At 60.2% G+C, this 20,409-nt stretch carries 21 protein-coding genes; all 21 read right to left on the bottom strand.

Features of this window, described 5'->3' with window-relative positions:
• Positions 1–5 precede the first annotated feature (5 nt).
• On the bottom strand, positions 6–2,135 hold the full coding sequence (flhA, locus tag D3Z90_RS19155; protein ID WP_136477506.1) for a flagellar biosynthesis protein FlhA: 2,130 nt from the start codon (positions 2,133–2,135) through the stop codon (positions 6–8).
• Positions 2,136–2,341: 206 nt separating this feature from the next.
• Entirely contained in the window at positions 2,342–3,475 is a 1,134-nt protein-coding gene (gene flhB, locus D3Z90_RS19160; protein WP_136477507.1) for a flagellar biosynthesis protein FlhB, read from the bottom strand.
• Between the two features lie 2 nt (positions 3,476–3,477).
• A complete protein-coding gene (fliR, locus tag D3Z90_RS19165; RefSeq protein ID WP_136477508.1) occupies positions 3,478–4,254 on the bottom strand; it encodes a flagellar biosynthetic protein FliR in 777 nt (258 codons plus the stop codon).
• A 7-nt stretch (positions 4,255–4,261) separates the two neighbouring features.
• Positions 4,262–4,531, bottom strand: a complete 270-nt coding sequence (gene fliQ / locus D3Z90_RS19170) for a flagellar biosynthesis protein FliQ (protein WP_136477509.1) — start codon at positions 4,529–4,531, stop codon at positions 4,262–4,264.
• Positions 4,532–4,549: 18 nt separating this feature from the next.
• Complete coding sequence (fliP, locus tag D3Z90_RS19175) at positions 4,550–5,302, bottom strand: flagellar type III secretion system pore protein FliP (protein WP_136477510.1); 753 nt, start codon at positions 5,300–5,302, stop codon at positions 4,550–4,552.
• On the bottom strand, positions 5,302–5,715 hold the full coding sequence (gene fliO / locus D3Z90_RS19180) for a flagellar biosynthetic protein FliO (RefSeq protein WP_136479000.1): 414 nt from the start codon (positions 5,713–5,715) through the stop codon (positions 5,302–5,304). The genes fliP and fliO overlap by 1 nt, the downstream gene beginning before the upstream one ends.
• 48 nt (positions 5,716–5,763) lie before the next feature.
• Positions 5,764–6,231, bottom strand: a complete 468-nt coding sequence (gene fliN, locus D3Z90_RS19185; RefSeq protein WP_136477511.1) for a flagellar motor switch protein FliN — start codon at positions 6,229–6,231, stop codon at positions 5,764–5,766.
• 48 nt (positions 6,232–6,279) lie between these two features.
• The gene (fliM, locus tag D3Z90_RS19190; protein WP_136477512.1) at positions 6,280–7,248 is read right to left on the bottom strand and encodes a flagellar motor switch protein FliM; all 969 of its coding nucleotides are present in this window, start codon (positions 7,246–7,248) and stop codon (positions 6,280–6,282) included.
• A 9-nt stretch (positions 7,249–7,257) separates the two neighbouring features.
• Positions 7,258–7,755 carry a flagellar basal body-associated protein FliL gene (gene fliL / locus D3Z90_RS19195; protein ID WP_136477513.1) on the bottom strand — a complete coding sequence of 166 codons (498 nt, stop codon included), beginning with the start codon at positions 7,753–7,755 and terminating at the stop codon, positions 7,258–7,260.
• A 165-nt stretch (positions 7,756–7,920) separates the two neighbouring features.
• On the bottom strand, positions 7,921–9,213 hold the full coding sequence (locus tag D3Z90_RS19200) for a flagellar hook-length control protein FliK (protein WP_136477514.1): 1,293 nt from the start codon (positions 9,211–9,213) through the stop codon (positions 7,921–7,923).
• Between the two features lie 81 nt (positions 9,214–9,294).
• Entirely contained in the window at positions 9,295–9,639 is a 345-nt protein-coding gene (locus tag D3Z90_RS19205; protein WP_136477515.1) for an Hpt domain-containing protein, read from the bottom strand.
• A 25-nt stretch (positions 9,640–9,664) separates the two neighbouring features.
• On the bottom strand, positions 9,665–11,368 hold the full coding sequence (locus tag D3Z90_RS19210) for a fused response regulator/phosphatase (RefSeq protein WP_136477516.1): 1,704 nt from the start codon (positions 11,366–11,368) through the stop codon (positions 9,665–9,667).
• 8 nt (positions 11,369–11,376) lie between these two features.
• Positions 11,377–11,679 carry an STAS domain-containing protein gene (locus D3Z90_RS19215; RefSeq protein WP_136477517.1) on the bottom strand — a complete coding sequence of 101 codons (303 nt, stop codon included), beginning with the start codon at positions 11,677–11,679 and terminating at the stop codon, positions 11,377–11,379.
• Between the two features lie 83 nt (positions 11,680–11,762).
• Positions 11,763–12,215, bottom strand: coding sequence for a flagellar export protein FliJ (gene fliJ, locus D3Z90_RS19220; protein ID WP_136477518.1), 453 nt, complete (start codon positions 12,213–12,215; stop codon positions 11,763–11,765).
• 6 nt (positions 12,216–12,221) lie between these two features.
• The gene (gene fliI, locus D3Z90_RS19225) at positions 12,222–13,589 is read right to left on the bottom strand and encodes a flagellar protein export ATPase FliI (protein ID WP_136477519.1); all 1,368 of its coding nucleotides are present in this window, start codon (positions 13,587–13,589) and stop codon (positions 12,222–12,224) included.
• The gene (fliH, locus tag D3Z90_RS19230; protein WP_136477520.1) at positions 13,579–14,346 is read right to left on the bottom strand and encodes a flagellar assembly protein FliH; all 768 of its coding nucleotides are present in this window, start codon (positions 14,344–14,346) and stop codon (positions 13,579–13,581) included. Before fliH ends, fliI begins: the two co-directional genes overlap by 11 nt.
• A 35-nt stretch (positions 14,347–14,381) precedes the next feature.
• A complete protein-coding gene (gene fliG / locus D3Z90_RS19235) occupies positions 14,382–15,401 on the bottom strand; it encodes a flagellar motor switch protein FliG (protein ID WP_038613367.1) in 1,020 nt (339 codons plus the stop codon).
• Complete coding sequence (gene fliF, locus D3Z90_RS19240; RefSeq protein WP_136477521.1) at positions 15,394–17,175, bottom strand: flagellar basal-body MS-ring/collar protein FliF; 1,782 nt, start codon at positions 17,173–17,175, stop codon at positions 15,394–15,396. Before fliF ends, fliG begins: the two co-directional genes overlap by 8 nt.
• Positions 17,176–17,190: 15 nt before the next feature.
• Positions 17,191–17,517 (bottom strand): flagellar hook-basal body complex protein FliE, encoded by a 327-nt coding sequence (gene fliE / locus D3Z90_RS19245; protein WP_010224994.1) that lies wholly within the window; start codon positions 17,515–17,517, stop codon positions 17,191–17,193.
• 119 nt (positions 17,518–17,636) lie between these two features.
• Positions 17,637–19,019 (bottom strand): sigma-54 dependent transcriptional regulator, encoded by a 1,383-nt coding sequence (locus D3Z90_RS19250; RefSeq protein WP_136477522.1) that lies wholly within the window; start codon positions 19,017–19,019, stop codon positions 17,637–17,639.
• Positions 19,016–20,209, bottom strand: a complete 1,194-nt coding sequence (locus D3Z90_RS19255) for a PAS domain-containing sensor histidine kinase (RefSeq protein WP_136477523.1) — start codon at positions 20,207–20,209, stop codon at positions 19,016–19,018. The genes D3Z90_RS19250 and D3Z90_RS19255 overlap by 4 nt, the downstream gene beginning before the upstream one ends.
• Between the last annotated feature and the right edge of the window lie 200 nt (positions 20,210–20,409).

Here is a 20,409-nt window from a genome sequence, read left to right on the forward strand (position 1 = left end):
CTACCTCAGCCGTTGGGGCCTACTGTGGCAACGATGGTAACTTGCTTGTTGTCAGGTATTTCCTGATACGCCAAAACATGCAAATTCGGTACAGCCAGACGGCCAAATCGCGACAGCATCGCTCGTACCGGTCCTGCGACCAGCAGGATCGCCGGTTGCCCCTGCATCTCTTGACGCTGGGCAGCCTCGATCAACGAACGCTGAAGCTTTTCAGCCATGCTCGGTTCAAGAAGAACACCGTCTTCCTGACCTTGCCCGGCCCTTTGCAGACTATTCAGCAAAATCTGTTCCAACCTTGGTTCCAAGGTAATCACAGGCAGCTCGGACTCAACGCCGACAATGCTTTGGACGATGGCGCGACACAATCCGACGCGGACCACAGCCACCAGCGCGGCGGTATCTTGACTCTTGGCCGGGTTGTTGGCGATAGCCTCGGCAATACTACGAATATCACGCACCGGCACTTGCTCGGCAAGCAGTGCCTGCAGGACTTTGAGCAACCCCGACAAAGTAATGACACCCGGTACCAGCTCTTCAGCAAGCTTGGGCGATGCCTTGGCCAGCACTTGCAGCAACTGCTGGACTTCTTCGTGGCCGATCAGTTCGTGGCAATGCTTGTGCAGAATCTGATTCAAATGCGTGGCAACTACGGTGCTGGCGTCCACCACCGTGTAGCCCAGCGACTGCGCCTGGCTGCGCTGACTGACGTCGATCCACACCGCTTCCAGGCCAAACGCCGGATCGCGGGCGGCAATCCCGTTGAGGGTACCGAATACTTGCCCGGGGTTGATGGCCAGCTCGCGATCCGGATAGATCTCGGCTTCGGCCAGGATCACCCCCATCAGGGTCAGGCGGTAGGCGCTGGGCGCCAGATCGAGGTTGTCGCGAATATGCACCGTGGGCATGAGAAAGCCCAGGTCCTGGGAGAGCTTCTTGCGCACACCCTTGATCCGCGCCAGCAACTGCCCACCCTGGTTACGGTCCACCAGGGGAATCAGCCGGTAACCCACTTCGAGGCCAATCATATCGATAGGCGTCACATCGTCCCAACCCAGCTCCTTGGTGTCGATGGCGCGTTGCGGCGATGGCAGCAGGTCCTGCTGGCGCTGAACTTCCTCCAGGGCCTTTACCTTGGCCTGGTTCTGCTTGCGCCACAGCCAATAGGCACCACCGGCGGCCACAAGCCCCAAACTGAGAAAGGCGAAATGCGGCATGCCGGGCACCAGGCCCATGACGATCATGATGCCTGCCGATACGCCCAGCGCCTTGGGCGACGTGAACATCTGCCGGTTGATCTGCTGCCCCATTTCCTCGGAACCGGAAGCTCGCGTCACCATGATCGCCGCAGCCGTGGACAACAACAGTGATGGCAATTGCGCCACCAAACCGTCACCGATGGTCAGCAAGGCGTAGACCTTACCGGCATCGCCGAAGGTCATGCCGTGCTGGAACATACCGACCAGCATGCCGCCGATCAGGTTGATGAAGAGGATCAGCAACCCGGCGATGGCGTCACCGCGAACGAACTTGCTGGCGCCATCCATGGAACCGTAGAACTCGGCCTCCTGGGCCACCTCGGAGCGTCGCGCCTTGGCCTGCGCCTGATCGATCAGGCCGGCATTGAGGTCGGCATCGATGGCCATCTGCTTGCCCGGCATGGCATCGAGGGTGAAACGTGCGCTCACCTCGGAAATCCGCCCGGCACCTTTGGTTACCACCACAAAGTTGATGATCATCAGAATCGCGAACACCACGATACCGACCACGTAGTTACCGCCGATCACCACCTCACCGAAGGCCTGGATCACCTTACCGGCGGCGGCATGACCATCTTGACCATGAAGCATGACCACCCGCGTGGACGCCACGTTCAGGGCCAGGCGCAGCAACGTCGCTACCAGCAGAATGGTCGGAAAGGCTGCAAAATCGAGCGGGCGCAGGGCGTAGACACAGACCAGCAGGACCACGATCGACAAGGCGATGTTGAAGGTGAAGAACACGTCGAGCAAGAACGGCGGAATCGGCAACATCATCATTGCCAGCATCACCAGCAGCAACAGCGGCACACCCAGATTCCCCCGGCCTAACCCGGCCAGGTTGTTACGGGCATTGCTGATTAACTGAGAGCGGTCCACCTGTATTCCTCGTCTAGCTCAAGCAAAACTTTGACGCGAATGTCGCGCGCAGCGCTGCCTTTGCAAGAAGCCTTCCAACTTTGAGGTGTCAGGGGGCTTTGTGAGCGCCGAGCATGCTCGGCAAAGCGTGGCGGTCAGATGCGTCGCACCCCCGGGGCATGCCCGAACCGACCGAAAGCGACCGGATTTTCGGCCTGTGCAGACACTTAGTCGTGCTGCAGGTCCGGTGGAATAGGCAGGTCCTTGAGCGGCTCCGGCGGTTTGCCTTTGCCGGCGCGGTACTGACGAATCTGAAACACATAGGCCAGTACCTGAGCCACAGCAAGGTACAAGCCCGCCGGGATTTCCTGCTCAAGCTCGGTGGAGTAGTAGATCGAACGCGCCAGGGCCGGAGACTCGAGCACCTGGATTTTGTGTTCGTTGGCGATTTCGCGAATTTTCAAGGCAATGAAGTCAGCACCCTTGGCCAGCAACACTGGCGCGGCGCCCTGCTCGGGGTCGTACTTGAGTGCCACGGCATAGTGCGTCGGGTTGGTGATGATGACATCGGCATCGGGAACTGCAGCCATCATCCGCCGCTGCGATGCATCGCGCTGGAGCTGGCGTATACGCTGCTTGACCTCGGGTTTACCTTCGCTGTCCTTGTATTCGTCGCGAATCTCTTGCTTGGTCATGAGCATTTTCTTGTGCGTCTGCCAAAGCTGAATCGGAACGTCCGCCGCAGCAATCAGCAGCAACCCCGCAGCCATCCATAACGCACTCCACCCCACAACCTGCACACCATGAATGATCGCCTGTTCCAACGGCTCATTGGCAATCGCCAGCAGGTCGTCACGGTCTGCCGATAGCACTACCAACGCGACGATCAGAATCATGAAGAATTTGGCCAGTGCCTTGAGCAGCTCGGACAAGGCGTTGACCGAGAACATCCGCTTGATACCGGCGAGCGGATTCATCCGGCTGAATTTGGGCTGCAGCAGACTGCCGGAGAACAGGAACCCACCCAACGCTACCGGACCAATGATCGATGCCACCAGCAACACCAGCAGCACGGGCTGGATGGTGAGCAAGGCGGTCTTGCCAGCAGCCATGAGGAAAATCCCCATGAATCGTTCATCGGTAATTACCTCGCGAGGCAGGATGAAGTTGCTACGCATCAGCTCCATCAAGGCCTGCGCCATGCCTCCACCGAAAGCCAGCAACGCCCCGGCACCAGCAAGGGTTACCGCTACCGTATTGAGCTCCTTGGAACGCGCGATCTCACCCTTTTCTCGTGCGTCTTTTTTGCGCTTGTCGGTGGGGTCTTCTGTTTTATCTTGCCCGCTTTCACTTTCTGCCATGCTCAGCGCGCCCTTGCCAGTTCACGCATCCACTGCAAGGCCTCGGAAGCCAGTGCCTGATAATGCGGAAGAATGTCAGCCAGGGTGACCCAGAAGATGCCCAATCCAAGCACCAGCGTCAGGGGGAAACCGATCGAGAAGATGTTCAGCTGTGGGGCTGCCCGAGTCATCACGCCAAAAGCAATGTTGACCACCAGCAACGCGGTGATCGCCGGCAGCACCAGCAGCAACGCAGCCCCCAGCACCCAACTCAGGCGCAGGGCCAGGTCCCAGAAGTGGTTGACCAGCAATCCGCCGCCCACCGGCAAGGTGGTGAAGCTTTCGGTCAGCACCTCGAACACCACCAGGTGGCCATTGATACCCAGGAACAGCAAGGTCACCAACATGGTCAGGAACTGGCTGATGACCGCGACGTTGACCCCGTTGGCGGGGTCGACCATGGAAGCGAACGCCATGCCCATCTGAATTGCGACGATCTGTCCGGCAATAACGAATATCTGGAAAAACAGCTGCAGCGACATGCCAAATAGCGCGCCAATGATGATCTGCTCGGCGATCAGCAGCAGCGCACTCAGATCCAGCGCGTGCACTTCAGGCATAGGCGGCAAGCCCGGTACGATCACCACGGTGATGGCCACAGCCATGTACAGACGAATACGCGTTGATACCAGGGTGGTACCGATCACCGGCATCGTCATCAGCACCGCCGCCACACGAAACAGCGGCAGGATGAAACTGGCGACCCAGGTGCCTATCTGCGTATCGGTCAGCTCGAGCATCGACACGTCAGCCGATGAGCTGCGGGATACTGCCGTACAGCGACAGCATGTATTCCATGAATTTCTGCACCAGCCAAGGCCCGACCACGATCAGCGTTACCAACATCACCAATAGGCGCGGCAGGAAGCTCAATGTTTGTTCGTTGATCTGCGTAGCAGCCTGGAACATCGCCACCATCAACCCCACCAGCAGGCTTGGCACCACCAGCACCGCAACCATCAGCGTGGTCAGCCACAGCGCATCACGAAACAGATCGACGGCAACTTCAGGGGTCATGATCTTCTCCTCGCGGCTTCAAACGCCGCCGAAACTGCCAGCCAGGGTGCCCATGATCAGCGCCCAGCCATCGACCAACACGAACAGCATGATCTTGAACGGCAGCGAGATGATCAGCGGCGAGAGCATCATCATACCCATGGCCATCAACACACTGGCCACTACCAGGTCGATGATCAGGAACGGGATGAATATCATGAAGCCGATCTGGAACGCGGTTTTCAGCTCGGAGGTCACAAACGCCGGCACCAGAATGGTCAACGGCGCCTGATCGGGGCTGGCGATATCAGTCCGCTTGGATAGACGCATGAACAGGTCCAGGTCACTCTGGCGGGTCTGCGCCAGCATGAAGTCCTTGAGCGGCACCTGGGCCTTGGCAATTGCTTCCTGCGCCACCATCTGCTCGTTCAGGTACGGCTGCAGGGCATCTTTGTTCACCCGATCAAACACCGGCGCCATGATGAACATGGTCAGAAACAGCGCCATGCCGGTGAGGATCTGGTTCGACGGCGTCTGCTGCAGGCCAAGGGCCTGACGCAGAATGGAGAAGACAATGATGATGCGGGTGAAACTGGTCATCAGAATGACGAACGCCGGGATGAAACTCAGCGCCGTCATGATCAGCAGGATCTGCAGACTGACCGAATACTCCTGCTGCCCGTCCGCCCCACTGGACAAGGTGATGGCCGGGATCGACAACGGATCGGCGGCCAGGGCCAGTGGCGCTGCCAACAGCAACAGCAGCGTCAACATCATGCGCAATGCGCCCATTACGACTTACCCTTCTGATCCTTGCCCATCAACTCCAACAGGCGCTGGGCGAATTCTGGTGTTGCCTGACGTGCACTGGCAGGCACTTCGACTGGTTCGGCCATGACATGTAACGCCTCGATGCTGCCGGGTGAGTGCCCAATCAGGATCTGCTCCTTGCCCACCTGAATGAGCAACAGCCGGTCCCGAGGACCCAAGGTACGACTACCGAGAATCTCGATGACCTGGCCGCCCGTTGGCGCGGCGTTCTGCACCCGGCGCAGCAGCCAGGCCAGCAGGAAAATCAGCCCCAGTACCAGCAACAACCCCAACACCAACTGGGTCAATTGCCCTACAGCGCTGCCACCACTGCTTGGCGCGGGCGCCGCAACGCCAACCGGCTGCACCGTAGCCGCGGCCAGCGCCACGTCCATGTACAGCGCACCAGCCAACGCCAGGGCGCAATGCCAGAGCCGACTCACTCAGCGCAGCTTCTTGATGCGTTCGCTTGGACTGATCACGTCCGTCAGGCGAATGCCGAACTTTTCGTTGACCACCACCACTTCACCGTGGGCAATCAGGGTGCCGTTGACCAGCACATCGAGCGGCTCACCGGCCAGGCGATCAAGCTCGATCACCGAGCCCTGGTTGAGTTGCAGCAGGTTGCGAATGTTGATCTCGGTGCTGCCCACTTCCATGGAAATGCTCACCGGAATATCCAGGATCACGTCCAGGTTCGGACCTTCCAGACTTACCGGTTCGTTGCTGCGCGGCGAACTGCCGAATTCTTCCATTGGCAGGCGATTGGAAGAGGAGCCGCCGCCAACGTCAGCGGCCAGCAGTGCATCGATATCGGCCTGGCCGGCATCGCCGGTTTCTTCCAGGGCAGCAGCCCACTCATCAGCCAGAGCCTGCTCCTCTGGAGAGGTGATGTCGTTTTCGTTAGCCATTTTGTCCTCGACGGGCAATCAATTCGGAGTTGGAACAACCGGCGCCGCTCAACGGCGCTCGATCGGATCAATAATCTGCAGGGCCAAAGTCCCCTTGTGCGAACCCAGCTTGGCCTTGAACGACGGCACGCCATTGGCTCGCAAAACCAGTTCATCAGGTAATTCGACCGGAATCACATCACCCGGCTGCATGTGCAGGATGTCGCGCAATTTCAGCTGGCGCCGGGCCACGGTGGCACTTAGCGGCACACTGACATCCAGGACGTCTTCACGCAGGGCCTTGATCCAGCGCTCATCCTGATCGTCCAGGTCTGACTGGAAACCGGCATCGAGCATTTCGCGCACAGGCTCGATCATCGAGTACGGCATGGTCACGTGCAGATCGCCGCCGCCACCATCGAGCTCGATGTGGAAGGTGGAGACCACCACCGCCTCACTCGGCCCGACAATGTTGGCCATGGCCGGGTTGACCTCCGAGTTGATGTACTCGAAGTTGACCGGCATGATCGCCTGCCAGGCTTCCTTGAGATCGACGAAGGCCTGGTCCAGCACCATGCGCACCACACGCAGCTCGGTGGGGGTGAACTCCCGGCCTTCGATCTTGGCGTGCCGTCCGTCGCCACCAAAGAAGTTGTCCACAAGCTTGAACACCAGTTTGGCGTCGAGAATGAACAGCGAAGTACCGCGCAGCGGCTTGATTTTCACCAGGTTCAAGCTGGTTGGCACATACAGCGAATGCACGTACTCACCGAACTTCATCACCTGCACACCCCCCACCGCAACGTCGGCGGAGCGACGCAACAGGTTGAACATGCTGATTCGGGTGTAACGCGCAAAGCGCTCGTTGATCATTTCCAGGGTCGGCATGCGTCCACGAACGATGCGATCCTGACTGGTCAGGTCATAGCTCTTGACGCTGCCAGGTTCGGCATTGGTCTCGGTTTGCACCAGCCCATCGTCGACGCCATGCAACAAGGCATCGATTTCATCCTGGGACAGCAGGTCCTGCACGGCCATCGGTGGCTCCTACTGCAATACGAAATTGGTGAACAGCAATTGGTCTACGACCGGTTTGCCGACTTCCTTCTGGGCAACTTCCTGCACGCTGGCGGTTGCCTTCTGGCGCAACATTTCCTGACCGACAGGACTTGCCAGGGTGTCGAAGCCTTGCCCGGAGAACATCATCACCAGATTGTTGCGGATAACCGGCATATGCACCTTCAACGCATCAAGCGCAGCCTGGTCTCGCCCCTGCAGGGTGATACTTACCTGCATATAGCGCTGGCGACCGTTCTGGTTGAAATTGACCACAAACGCTGGGGTCAACGGCTCGTAAATGGCCGCTGGCTTGAGGCTGCCAACCTGCGCCGTATCGGCCGCTGGCTTGTCTTCAGACTTGTGCAAGACGAACCAGGTAGCGCCAACCGACAGGCCGATGGCCAGCAGCAACGCCAGCACCAGCAGCAGGATCATCTTGAGTTTGCCTTTAGCGGCGGGGTCTTTCACTGCGTCGCTCTTCGCCATGCCAATATTCCGTCATTCATCGGAGAATTCAGTCACATGGCGTGGGTTGAGCAAGTGTTATGCCAACCTGGTGCAACGATTGGCAGTAGGAACCGGCTTGCCCCGCGATAGCGAATGCTCTTCACGATCGCATCGCGGCTCAAGCCCGCCCCCACCCGGGGAAAGTCAGGCGTAATAGTCGACCGCGCTGGAGCCGACCACGGCCTGCTGCTCGACAGGGGCAGTACTGGCAGCAACCTCAGCGCTTTCGCCCGCCGCATTGCGCCGCGCCGCCACACCACTGAGGCGTGGCGAATCAGGCTGGCCTTGTTGTTGCTGACCGCGCGACTGGTCGGCGACATTCACATCCGGCTGGCCAAGACCCTGCTGGGCAAACATCTCCTTGAGCCGGTGCACTTGGTTTTCCAGTGCTTCACGGACACCGACATGGCCACTGGTGAATGTGATCTGCGCCTGCTGCTCAGGCGCGAGGTTAACGCGAATGTCCAGGCGCCCCAACTCTGCCGGCTCCAACTGAATGTCCGCAGACTTGAGGTTCTGACTCGACAAGTACATCACGCGGTTGACCAAGCCTTCAGCCCAACCACCCTGGTTCATCGCCAATGGCTGATGTAGAGGCGCGGGCGCCGCCGGCACAACATTAGCGGTTTTCGCTGTTGCCGCTTGCGTCAGTGCACTCAGGCGCTCGGCAAAATTGTCTACGCGCGTGTCACTGGAAGCACTCTTGAGGTCTTTGAGGCCGTCATCGAGAAGCCCGGAAAATGCCTTGTCACCCGCCTCGCCCTGCTCACCTCCTGCCCCAGCCTTGTCGAGCATTCCCGCCATGGTATTGACGACCGCCTGCCCTGTGGTCGCTTCTGGCTGTGCAGTCGCCGTTTTACTGGCGCTGTGCGCCGAGGTGGTCCCCTGTGAGTGGGCGCTTTGCTCCAACGCCATGCGCAAGGCAGGCATATCATCCAGTGGATCGGCTTGCGGGTCGAATTCTGGCTCTTCTGTCACAACTGGCGCCGCAACCTGGGCCTGCAACTGAGCAGCCTGAACAACCGGCGCCACTGTCTCGGCCTGGGCCTGAATCAACTGGGCACCGGGTTGCGCGTCGGTGACCTGGCCGGCAACCAGATTGGGATCGATCAGCGTAGGATCCGGCGTCTCACTGCCTGCTGCGGGCGCGCCGTCCTGGTCTTCAGGCAAGGTTTTGCCGCTGTCGGCAACTTTCTTCTGCTCGGTGGCGGTGCCCTTGCCGCTTGCAACATCCTTGCTAGCGGGCTCGGTCTTGCCGCGGCTTTGCACATCAGCTGGGTTCGACGGTTTGTCCCGTGACTGCTGGGCATACACGTTGGAAAAGCCCGAGGCCTTGTCGTTCGTCGCCTGCAGCGCCTTGTCCGGCTGGTTGCCGGCAGCGCGCGAAGCCTTTGTTGCGGTACCGACCTGCAGCAATGGGTTGGAAGCGACCGGCATGTGGGAGTCTCCGCGACAGAGGGGATCAATGTTAATTAGCAGAGACTCTGCAAGACTCGCGCCAAGCCCATCGATATCAGGTCAACCGGAAACTCGCTCGCACTCTTCGATATACAGGACCCGGACCACGTCATACTCGCGATGAATCTGATTGATCAGGTTTTCAATATCGGTGAGCGGAGGCTGTTTGACGCGCTCCTCCAATTGCTGACACAACGCCGCCAGGGCTGTGGCGCCCATGTTGCTGCTGCTGCCCTTGAAGCTGTGCGCAGCATGGCCAAGCTGTTGTGCAGTTGTGGCCTGGTGCAACAGGTTAAGACGGACTTCGGAGTCCAGGAGAAAGGTTCTGATCAACTGCGCATAATCATGCTCCATGACTTCCTGGAGACCGCTCAACACCTCGTGATCTATATGAATATCGGACACTTGCTCACTCCTTGATCAAGTTGGATTATGCCAGAGCCTCCCAAGCGAACTCCACGCATACTCGGCGCCCCTGGTCACCCCATTCGGCACGTCGACTGAGTCGGCGTACAAGATTCAACCCGCGCCCGTGCAACCCTTGCTCAACCAGCGGACGCGCCAGTACGTTGCTCACATCGAAACCTTTGCCACTGTCTTCAACCTCAATGATCAGACGGCCATCCTGGCCTTGAGGTTCAATACGCAACCCTACCCGGATATAGCCACTGCACAACGCTTGCAAGCGCTCGTTGCGCTGGCGGTAGTATTCGGCAAAACCCTGGGCATCGCGCTTGAGACCGGAATCCAGTCCCAGCACCCCATGTTCCAGGGCGTTGGAGTACAGCTCGTTCAACACGCAATGCAATGCGCCACTCTGGGCCCGCAAGCCATGGATTTCCTGCAACAGCTGCAACAGAAACGGCAATGGATTGAAGCGCTTGAGCGTTTCGGCGCGAAATTCGAACTGCGACGACCAGTCCAGCGGCGCGGATTGCCCACTGTCAGAATAGATCAGCGGACGCGGCAACAAGGCATCCGCTTCGACCACCGTAATTTCCAGCAGGCTCACATCATCACGGGAGCGCCCACGAAAGGCATCCAGCGCCTGCTGCACCTCTGCAAACAGTAGCTCGGGTTGGTGGTTATTGCCCAGTACCTGCAGCAGCCGCTCGACACCGAACAATTGATCGTTGTCGTCACTGGTATCGACCACCCCATCCGACAACAGCAACAGGCGCTCGCCCAGCGCTAGCGGCAGCACCTGAGTCGAGTCATCGAAGCGTTCCGCCGCCAGCACCCCCAACGGCAAATGGCGTGACACCATGGGCAACGGATCAGCGTCGCCAGTAGCGGACAGCAGATAGGCGTCCGGCATGCCACCGTTCCAGAATTCGACCATGCGGCGCTGCAAACTCAGGTTAAGCATCAGCGCGCAACAGAACATATCCACAGGCAGGATGCGTTTGAGCTTGGCGTTCATCTCGCGCAACGTCTGCGCCAGGCCATAGCCTTTGGCAGTCATGCCATAGAATATTTCTGCCAACGGCATCGCCCCCACCGCCGCCGGCAGGCCATGCCCGGTGAAGTCGCCGAGCAACACATGCATGTCACCGCAGGGGGTGTACGCAGCCAACAACAGGTCACCATTGAACAGCGCGTAGGGTGATTGCAGGTAGCGGATGTTCGGGGCACTCAGGCAGCCCGCGTGCGCCACTTTGTCGAACACAGCCTTGGCCACCCGCTGCTCATTGAGCAAATGGTGATGATGGCGGGCGATCTGGTCGCGCTGCTCGAGCACCGTAGCCTGCAACCTGCGCAGACGGTCCATGGCCTTGATCTTGGCCGCCAGGATTACCGGCCGGTACGGCTTTGCCAGAAAGTCGTCACCGCCGGCCTCCAGACACTGCACCAGGGCTTCTTCCTCACTCAGCGACGTCAGGAAAATAATCGGCACCAACGCCTCGCCTGCCAGCGCCTTTATTTGCCGCGCCGCTTCAAAGCCATCCATTACCGGCATCAGCGCATCGAGCAGGACCAACTGCGGGCGCTGCTGAGCAAATAACGCCACCGCCTGCTCACCGTTTTCAGCAGTCAGCACATCGTGGCCTTGCTTACTGACGATGCGCGCAAGCAACAGGCGATCCGCCGCGCCATCTTCGGCGATGAGCACGGTCAGGCGCGACTCGGGCATGGGCTGGATCAACTGATATCGAACAGTTTGTCGAAGTTGGCGATGGCGAGAATCTTGCGCACATCCGGGTTGGTATTGATCACCCGCACATCCGCCTCGTCGCCACCGACGTGATCACGCAACATCAACAGCATCCCCAACGCGGAGCTGTCCAGGTAGGTCGCTTCGCGCAGATCAACCACCACCGATGAGGCACAGCGCTGGTGTTCATAGGCGTTGCGAAATTCCAGATGCTTGCCAAAGTCAAAGCGCCCTTTAACCTTGATCGTCAATTTTTCCCCATCCTGGGAAACCTCAGTATCAACTGCCATGTTGGCGATTCCTTCGATAACGACGATTGCAGACACCGTGAAGGTTTAGCAGCCTTGGCGCCCAACAACAACTAAAACCGCTCTCAATAGCGCTCGTGACGCGGTAGGCGCTGGGACAATTCATCGAGCAGTTTCTGCTCGCGCTTGTCTTCGATCATGCGCGCCTCCTCGACGTACCGCTGCACCAACTTGCGCAACCCTTCGACCCGCGCATAAGCCTGTTGCCAGGTGCCCCGGGCATTGTTGAGGTTGTTCTGGTGCCAGGTCAGGCTCTGGCGCTGCTGGGTCATGGCGCTTTCCAACTGTCCGAGAAAGCGCTGGTAATTGACCAGCCAACTGCCAGACACGCCCTGCCCACCACGGTTGATCCACTGCAGTTGATAGTCTTCGCGAAAGCGGTCGAGCTCGGCAAGCTTGGCCTGGGCCAGGTTCACCTGCTGCTGGAATTGCCCCAAACGCTGGGCGGCCTGGCGCTCGGCGTTCTCGGCCATTTCCACGACCGGTGCCAGGCGCGACGCACGACTGGTTCGAGACATGGCCTACTAGCCGCCCGCGCCGGGGTTGGGCTGGGCAAATACGCTTTCCAGGTGTTCGCGACTCTGTTGCATGCTGACGTTGTCGTTGAGGCCCTGGCGCAGGTAGTGCACCAGTTTTGGCTGCAAGGCAATGGCCAGGTCGGTTTCGGCATCACCGCCGGCCACATAAGCGCCGACACTGATCAGATCGCGGCTCTGCGACAGACGCGACCACAGCTGCTTGAACTGCTGGGCTTCGCGCAGATGGTCGGGGCTGACCACTTGCGGCATCACCCGACTGATCGACGCTTCGATGTCGATGGCCGGGTAGTGCCCTTCTTCAGCCAGCCGTCGCGACAGCACGATATGCCCGTCGAGCACACCCCGCGCCGAGTCGGCAATCGGGTCCTGCTGGTCGTCGCCCTCGGACAACACGGTGTAGAACGCGGTGATCGAACCACCGCCCGCCTCACCGTTACCGGCACGTTCCACCAGCTTGGGCAACTTGGCGAACACTGACGGCGGATAACCCTTGGTCGCTGGCGGCTCACCGATTGCCAGGGCAATTTCCCGCTGGGCCTGGGCGAAACGTGTCAGCGAGTCCATCAGCAACAGGACGTTCTTGCCCTTGTCGCGAAAATATTCGGCGATACGCGTGCAGTACATGGCCGCGCGCAAGCGCATCAGCGGCGCATCGTCGGCCGGGGATGCCACGACCACCGAACGCTTGATGCCTTCGACACCCAGAATATGCTCGATGAATTCCTTGACCTCCCGCCCCCGCTCACCGATCAGGCCGACCACAATGATGTCAGCCTCGGTAAAGCGGGTCATCATGCCCAGCAGCACACTCTTACCGACCCCGGTACCGGCAAACAGACCCAGACGCTGGCCACGGCCGACGGTCAACAAGCCGTTGATGCTGCGAATACCGACGTCCAGCGGCACACTGATCGGGTCACGATTGAGCGGGTTGATGGTCGGGCCGTCCATCGGCACCCAGTCTTCGGCCTTCATGCCGCCCTTGCCATCGAGCGCACGGCCGGCACCGTCGAGCACCCGCCCAAGCATGCTCATGCCCATGGGCAGGCGGCCATTGTCGGCCAGCGGAACCACCCGCGCGCCCGGGGCGATTCCGACCACGCTGCCAACTGGCATGAGGAACACCTTGCTCCCGGAAAAGCCCATGACCTCGGCCTCGACCTGCACCGGATGGTGGCTGTCGTCGTTGATCACCACACAGCGACTTCCAATCGATGCACGCAAGCCTTCGGCTTCGAGGGTCAAACCGACCATGCGCAGCAGGCGTCCCTCGACGATAGGTTGGGCGGGCAGCTTGACCGTGTCGGCATAACCTTGCAGGCGCTTGCCGAAGCTGGTGCGATCAAGGCGCATCGGCAACGTCCAGATCGATGCTCAAGTCTGGCGCCGCAGGATGCAGGCCCTGGTCGTGCAACTGATCGAACAACTGCGCCAGGGCTTTTTCGATGCGCGTTTCCATGCTCGCGTCGATTCGGCTGTAATCGGTCTCGATGCGGCAACCACCGGGCAGCAGGGTCTCGTCTTCCAGTAGCTTCCAGCGTTCTTCGTGGCGCTCACGCAAGGCCTTGGCTTGCTCGAAGTCCTGGGGATTGATGTGAATACGGATATTTTCCGCACCCATGGGCAGCAACTTCAGGGCTTCGCGCAATACCTGAGCGATCTGGCTGGAGTCGCTGCGCAACTCACGACCAATAACTTCTCGGGCCGTGTGCGCAACCAGGCTCACCAGCGCTTTCTCGATCTGGCTGTCCTGTTCGGCGATAGGCTCGAGCAAATTGCTCATCAGCCGTTCGAGGCTGGCAAGCTTGGCCTTGAGAGCGGTTTCAGCTTCTTGGCGTACCTTGAGCTGGGTGCTATGGAACCCTTCGCGCTCACCGGTGGCGAAGCCTTCGTTGTAGGCTTCCTGACGAATGCTTTCGAGCTCTTCGAGGGTCAGCGGCTGGACTTCTTCCAGCGGCACTTCCTCGACTTCGTCCTGAACCACTTCAGGCTCAGGTTCCGGCTCGGGCTCAGGTTCCGGTTCCGGGTCGAAACTGGGCAACGCCCAGCGATCGAAGCCCTCGACCTCATTGGCGCGAATCAGCTCACTCAGGTGCTCGTTGGTTGACATGATTGCACGCACTCAAAAAAATCGCGGGACAGGCTTTAGATCATCTCTTCGCCGCCCTTGCCACCGAGTACGATTTCTCCGGCTTCGGCCATACGGCGGGCGATGGTGAGGATTTCCTTTTGTGCCGTCTCGACGTCGCTGACCCGCACCGGCCCTTTGGCCTCCAGGTCGTCGCGCAGCAATTCCGAGGCACGCTTGGACATGTTCTTGAAAATCTTGTCCTTGACCTTCTCGTCGGCGCCCTTGAGCGACACCACCAGCACATCGGAGGACACTTCGCGCAACAGCGCCTGGATGCCACGGTCATCAACATCGGCAAGGTTGTTGAAGACGAACATCAGGTCTTCGATCTGCTCGGAGAGGTCGCCGTCGATGTCGCGAATCGCATCCATCAACTGGCCTTCCACCGAGCTGTCGAGGAAGTTCATGATATCGGCAGCACGCTTGATACCACCCAGGGTGGTACGCGCCGCGTTGGAGTTCCCGGAGAACTGTTTCTCGAGGATCTGGTTGAGTTCCTTGAGCGCCGCCGGCTGCACGGTGTTGAGCGAAGAGACACGCAGGATGATGTCCAGGCGCACCTTGTGGTCGAAGTTGCCCAGCACTTCACCAGCCTGATCGGGGTCCAGGTAAGCCACGACAATGGCCTGGATCTGCGGGTGCTCGTAGCGAATGACGTCGGCTACGGCTCGTGGTTCCATCCACTTGAGGCTGTCCAGGCCGCTGGTGTTACCACCGAGCAGGATGCGGTCGATAAGGCCGTTGGCCTTGTCTTCACCCAAGGCCTGGGTAAGCATCTTGCGAATGTAGCCGTCGGAGCCGACACCCAGGCTGGTCTGGTCGCCGACAATCTCGACGAACTCGCTCATGACCTGCTCGACCTGCTCGCGATGGACGTTGCCCATCTGCGCCATGGCAACGCCGACCCGCTGTACTTCCTTGGGCCCCATGTGCCGCAACACTTGGGCAGCATCGGTTTCACCCAAGGACAAGAGCAGGATTGCCGCCTTGTCGACCCGGGTCAGTTTCGCGGTTAGGGCTCGGTTATCACTCATCGGCGTTGATCCACTCTTTCACGACCTGGGCCACACGACCCGGGTCTTCGGCCACCAGGCTCTTGATTGCATTGAGCTGTGCGTCGTAGCCCTCGCTCGGGCTCGGCAGCAGAATGCTTTGCGGACCACCCAGGCTTACGCGGTCGTTGGCCAATTCGCCATCCAGACCGAGCATACCGCCCAGTTCCATGTCGCCATCGGCACCGGCGCTTTGCTTCCCATTGCCAGTGATGTTGTTAAGTACCGGACGCAGCACGCCGAACACCAGCACGAGGATGAACAGCACACCCATGACCTGCTTGATGATGTCCCAGAACCACGGCTGCGAGTAGAACGGAATTTCGCTGATCACTTCACCGCGGTCAGCAGCGAATGGCACGTTGATTACGCTGACGCTGTCGCCGCGGCTGGCGTCGAAGCCCACCGCATCCTGGACCAGGCGAGTAAAGCGCGCCAGGTCTTCAGCAGCCCATGGCGCACGGGTGGTGTCGCCGGTTGCCGGGTCGACCTTGACCTGGTCATCGACCACCACCGCGACCGACAGCCGATTCAAACGGCCCTGCTGCTGGCGGGTATGGCTGATGGAACGATCAAGTTCGAAGTTCTTGGTCGATTGCTGGCGTTTGTCCGCAGGGTACGGCGCGAGCATTGGTTGGCCAGTGGCCGGGTCCATGATCTGCTGGCCGTTGGCATCGAGCAGCGGCTGGCCTGGCTGGATGGCAGCAGTCGCTCCGGGCGCTCCACCGGTTGTTTGCGGCGCCGATGCCGGGCCTGGAGGCTGGTTGCTCAACGCACCCGGCACACCTTGAGGCCCCATGCTACTGGAGCGCTGTTCATTGACCGACTGTTCGCTGCGCAGCGCCGGCTGGTCCGGATTGAACTGCTCGGAAGTCGATTCAACGGCGCTGAAGTCGACATCGGCCGACACTTCGGCCTTGTAGCGATCGTTGCCCAGCACCGGCTGCAGTATGTTATGCACACGCTGGGTGAGCATGCCTTCCATGCGGCGACTGTAGTCGAACTGCTTGCCTGCCATGGTCAGCTCGGAGTTGCCGAGCTGCTCGGACAGCAGATTGCCCTTCTGGTCGACGACAGTGACCTGGGACTTGTCCAGTTCCGGCACGCTGGTTGCCACCAGGTTGACGATGGCCATCACCTGACCGGCTTCCAACCCTCGACCGGGGTAGAGCTCAACCAGTACCGAAGCACTCGGACGGCGTTCGTCGCGTACAAATACCGAGCTTTTCGGAATCGCCAGGTGCACGCGTGCGGCCTTGACGTTGTTCAGGCTTGAAACCGTACGCGCCAGCTCGCCCTCGAGGCCACGACGATAACGGGTGGCCTCCATGAACTGGCTGGTGCCCAGGCCTTGTTCCTTGTCGAGAATCTCGAATCCGACATTGCCATCCCCCGGCGCTACGCCGGCCGCGGCCAACTTCAGGCGCGCACGGGAAAGGTCATCGGCCTTGACCAGCAAGGCACCGGAGTTGGGTTCGACGTTGTAAGGGATATCCGCAGCGGCCAGGGTGTCCATGACCTGCTTGGTATCCATGCCGGCAAGGCTGCCGTACAGCGGCCGGTAGTCCGGTTGCTGCGACCAGAGCACCACGGCAAAACCGATGGCCACGCTGGCAGCCAGACCGACCAGCAGGCCAACCTGACGCAGCATTGGCATCTGCGAGATATTTTCCAGAAACGACATGCCGAACAACGGCGGCTTGGGCGCTGTTGCGCCGCTTTTCGCGGGCACGTTATCGACGACTGATTCGGCCATGACTCAATTTCGCCCTTATACCGGCATCTGCATGATGTCTTGATAGGCCTGGACCAGCTTGTTACGCACTTGGGTCAAGGCTTGAAACGATACGGAGGCCTTCTGCGAGGCAATCATCACGTCGGTCAGATCAACACCGCTCTTACCAATTTCAAATGCATTGGCGAGCTGCGTGGAAGCCTGCTGGGTGTCGCTGACCTTATTGATGGCCTGCCCCAGCATATCGGCAAAATTACTCGAGCCGAGCTCGGGCGCTGCTGCCGCCTTGGGCATCGACATGGCGTCCATCTGCATGGCCCGCATGTCCAACATCAATCGATTAAATTCAACACCTTGACTCATGGACTTCTCTCTCCGACGGCCCGCATTTTTTTGACACTCACGCAGCGGATAGGCAGGACTTAGCAACAAGAGTGCCAGCTCTACCTGCAGACCTTACAAAACCGCGAATAATCACGCCTTCAGGTGGCGTACAGACTGGCCTCGACATCCATCCCGGCGTCACGCATTTGCGCCAGCTTGTAGCGCAGGGTGCGCGGGCTGATGCCCAGACGCTCTGCGGCCTCTTTGCGCCGTCCACGCTCGGAGCGCAGGGTGTCGATGATCATCTGGAATTCGTGACGACGCATATCGTCGCCCAAAGCGTTTGCCGCCTCGCCCATAGCAGGCGCCTGCGGCGCTACAACCGGTGGCGCGGGCGCAAACATCGGCATGGCACCCGCCAGACAGAAATCCGCCGCCTCGATCACACCGCCCTGCTGCAGGATCAGCGCCCGTTGCAAGGCGTTGTCCAGCTCACGCACGTTACCTGGCCAAGCGTATTGCTGCAGACAGGTCTTGGCCTCAGACGACAGGCGAACCGGGGCATGCTTCATTTTATTGACGTGTCGCGCCAGCAATCGCTCAGCCAGCGGCAGAATATCGGCGCTACGCTCGCGCAAGGGTCGCCAAGCCAGCGGAAACACTGACAGGCGATAGAACAAGTCCTCACGGAAACGTCCTGCAGCCACTTCCCCCGCCAGGTCACGGTTGGTGGTGGCCACGACACGGATATCCAGGGCGATCGGCTTGCGCCCGCCCACCCGCTCCACTTCCCGCTCTTGCAGCACACGCAGCAGTTTGGCTTGCAGCCCGAGCGGCATTTCCGAAATTTCGTCGAGCAACAAGGTGCCGCCATCGGCCTGCTCGAACTTGCCAGGCTGAGCGGCAATAGCGCCGGTAAAAGAACCTTTCTCGTGACCGAACAGCGTGGCCTCGAGCATGTTGTCGGGAATCGCTGCACAGTTGATCGCCACGAACGGCTGGCCGTTACGCGTGGACTGCTGATGGATAAAACGCGCAAGGACTTCCTTGCCGGTACCCGACTCACCAGAAATCAATACCGTCGATTCGCTGCGCGCCACTCGCGCCGCCAACTCCAGCAATTGGGCACTGGCCGGCTCGCAGGCGACCGGCCCGTCATCAGCCCCACCGGCGACCACGCCAAGTGCATGACGCGCAACCAGATCGAGCAAGGCACGGGGCTCGAAGGGCTTGACCAGGTAGTCCACCGCCCCTTGGCGCATGGCGTCGACCGCACGTTCCACTGCAGCATGGGCAGTCATCAACAATACGGGTAATTGCGGCTGCCGCGAGCGCAAGAAGGTGAGCAATTGATGCCCATCCATGCCGGGCATATTGACGTCGCTGACCACCAGGCTGAAGGCTTCTGCCGCCACCGCCTCCAGCGCATCTTCGGCCGAGCCGACGGCACGATAATCAAAGCCGCCCAATTCCAGGGTATCGCCCAAGGCCTGACGCAGTGCCCGATCATCTTCGACCAAAAGCACCTTGATTGCCTTCATTGCTTGTTCTCCCTATTCAGCGCATCGATCAACGGCAACGTCACCAGCGCACAGGTGCCGCGCCCCGGCCGCGAACGCAACTGCAAACTGCCCTGGTGCGCGCGCGCCACAGCCTTGACCACCGCCAGCCCGAGCCCCGTACCAGTGGCTTTGGTGGTAAGGAATGGCTCCCCAAGACGCTCGAGCAACGCGCTGTCGATGCCGGCACCGGCATCACTGACGCACAGGCGCAGCAATTGCCCGCGGCGGTACAAGTGAACTTTCAGGCGGGCAGGCTCGCTACCCGCCTGTAGAGCGTTTTCAATCAAGTTGAGCAACGCGCCGACCAGGGTGTCACGATTGCACAGCAACTCCCCCAGGTGGCTGTCGCACTGCCAGCGTACTGCGTGCCCCTGGACATGAGGCTGAGCTGCCTGCTGCAAGGCCTGAAACAATGCCTTGGGGGTCAACCGGTCAGTCAGTGGCAGCTCGCCACGGGCGAACACCAGCATGTCGCGCACCTGGTGCTCCAGCTCGTGCAGGCGCTCCTTGAGGTTGCCGGCAAAGCGTTGACGGGTCTGCAGCGGCAGGTCGTGTTCGGCCAGATGGCTGGCGTAGAGCAACGCCGCCGATAACGGCGTACGAATCTGGTGCGCCAGCGAGGCGACCATCCGCCCCAGGGACGACAAGCGCTCATGACGCGCCAGCTCGCCCTGCAGATGACGGGTTTCGGTCAGGTCATTGAGCAGCACCAACTGCCCAGGCTCGGCATCCAGCGAACGAGTGGCAATCGACAGGCGCCGACCATCTCGCAATGAGACCTCGTGCCCGTCGTCTTCTCGCGGCGCAAAGCTGCGAGCAATGACCACGCGCCACAACTCCCCCACCAGCGGCTCGCCAAGCAAATCGCAGGCGGCCGGGTTGGCTTCGCGCACACGCCCCTGGGCGTCGATGACAATGACCCCACCCGGCAGCAGGTCGAGCAAGTTCTGCAGGCGATTGGCCAAACGTTCTTTTTCAGCCAGCTCGGCCATGCGCTGATCACTGACGACCGCCAGCTCACCCTTGAGCTCGGTTACCCGCGCCTCGAGCAGGTTGAAGGACGCGCTCAACTGACTGGAAACCTGGTCGAACAGGCCTAGGCGACTTTCCTGCTCGGCGTTGCGGCCCTTCGAAGTGGGGGCACAGGAGATGGGGGCAGCCTGGGGCATCGTGCTCTCTCGCGTGACTGACCGTCATAAAACGGTATGTTGCCAGCGATATAGCAATAGACGTGCCGGATATCGGCCAGGGAGGTGCAACCGCAGCCGTGGCAACCCGGTAAAGGCCGACGAGACGGGGGCTACAGCCTTGCAAATGGTAGGGATATAAAAGACAACGGGGCGCCAAGGCGCCCCGTTATGATCAAGCA

The sequence above is a fragment of the Pseudomonas sp. DG56-2 genome, from assembly GCF_004803755.1.
GTDB classification, from domain to species: Bacteria; Pseudomonadota; Gammaproteobacteria; order Pseudomonadales; family Pseudomonadaceae; genus Aquipseudomonas; species Aquipseudomonas auratipiscis.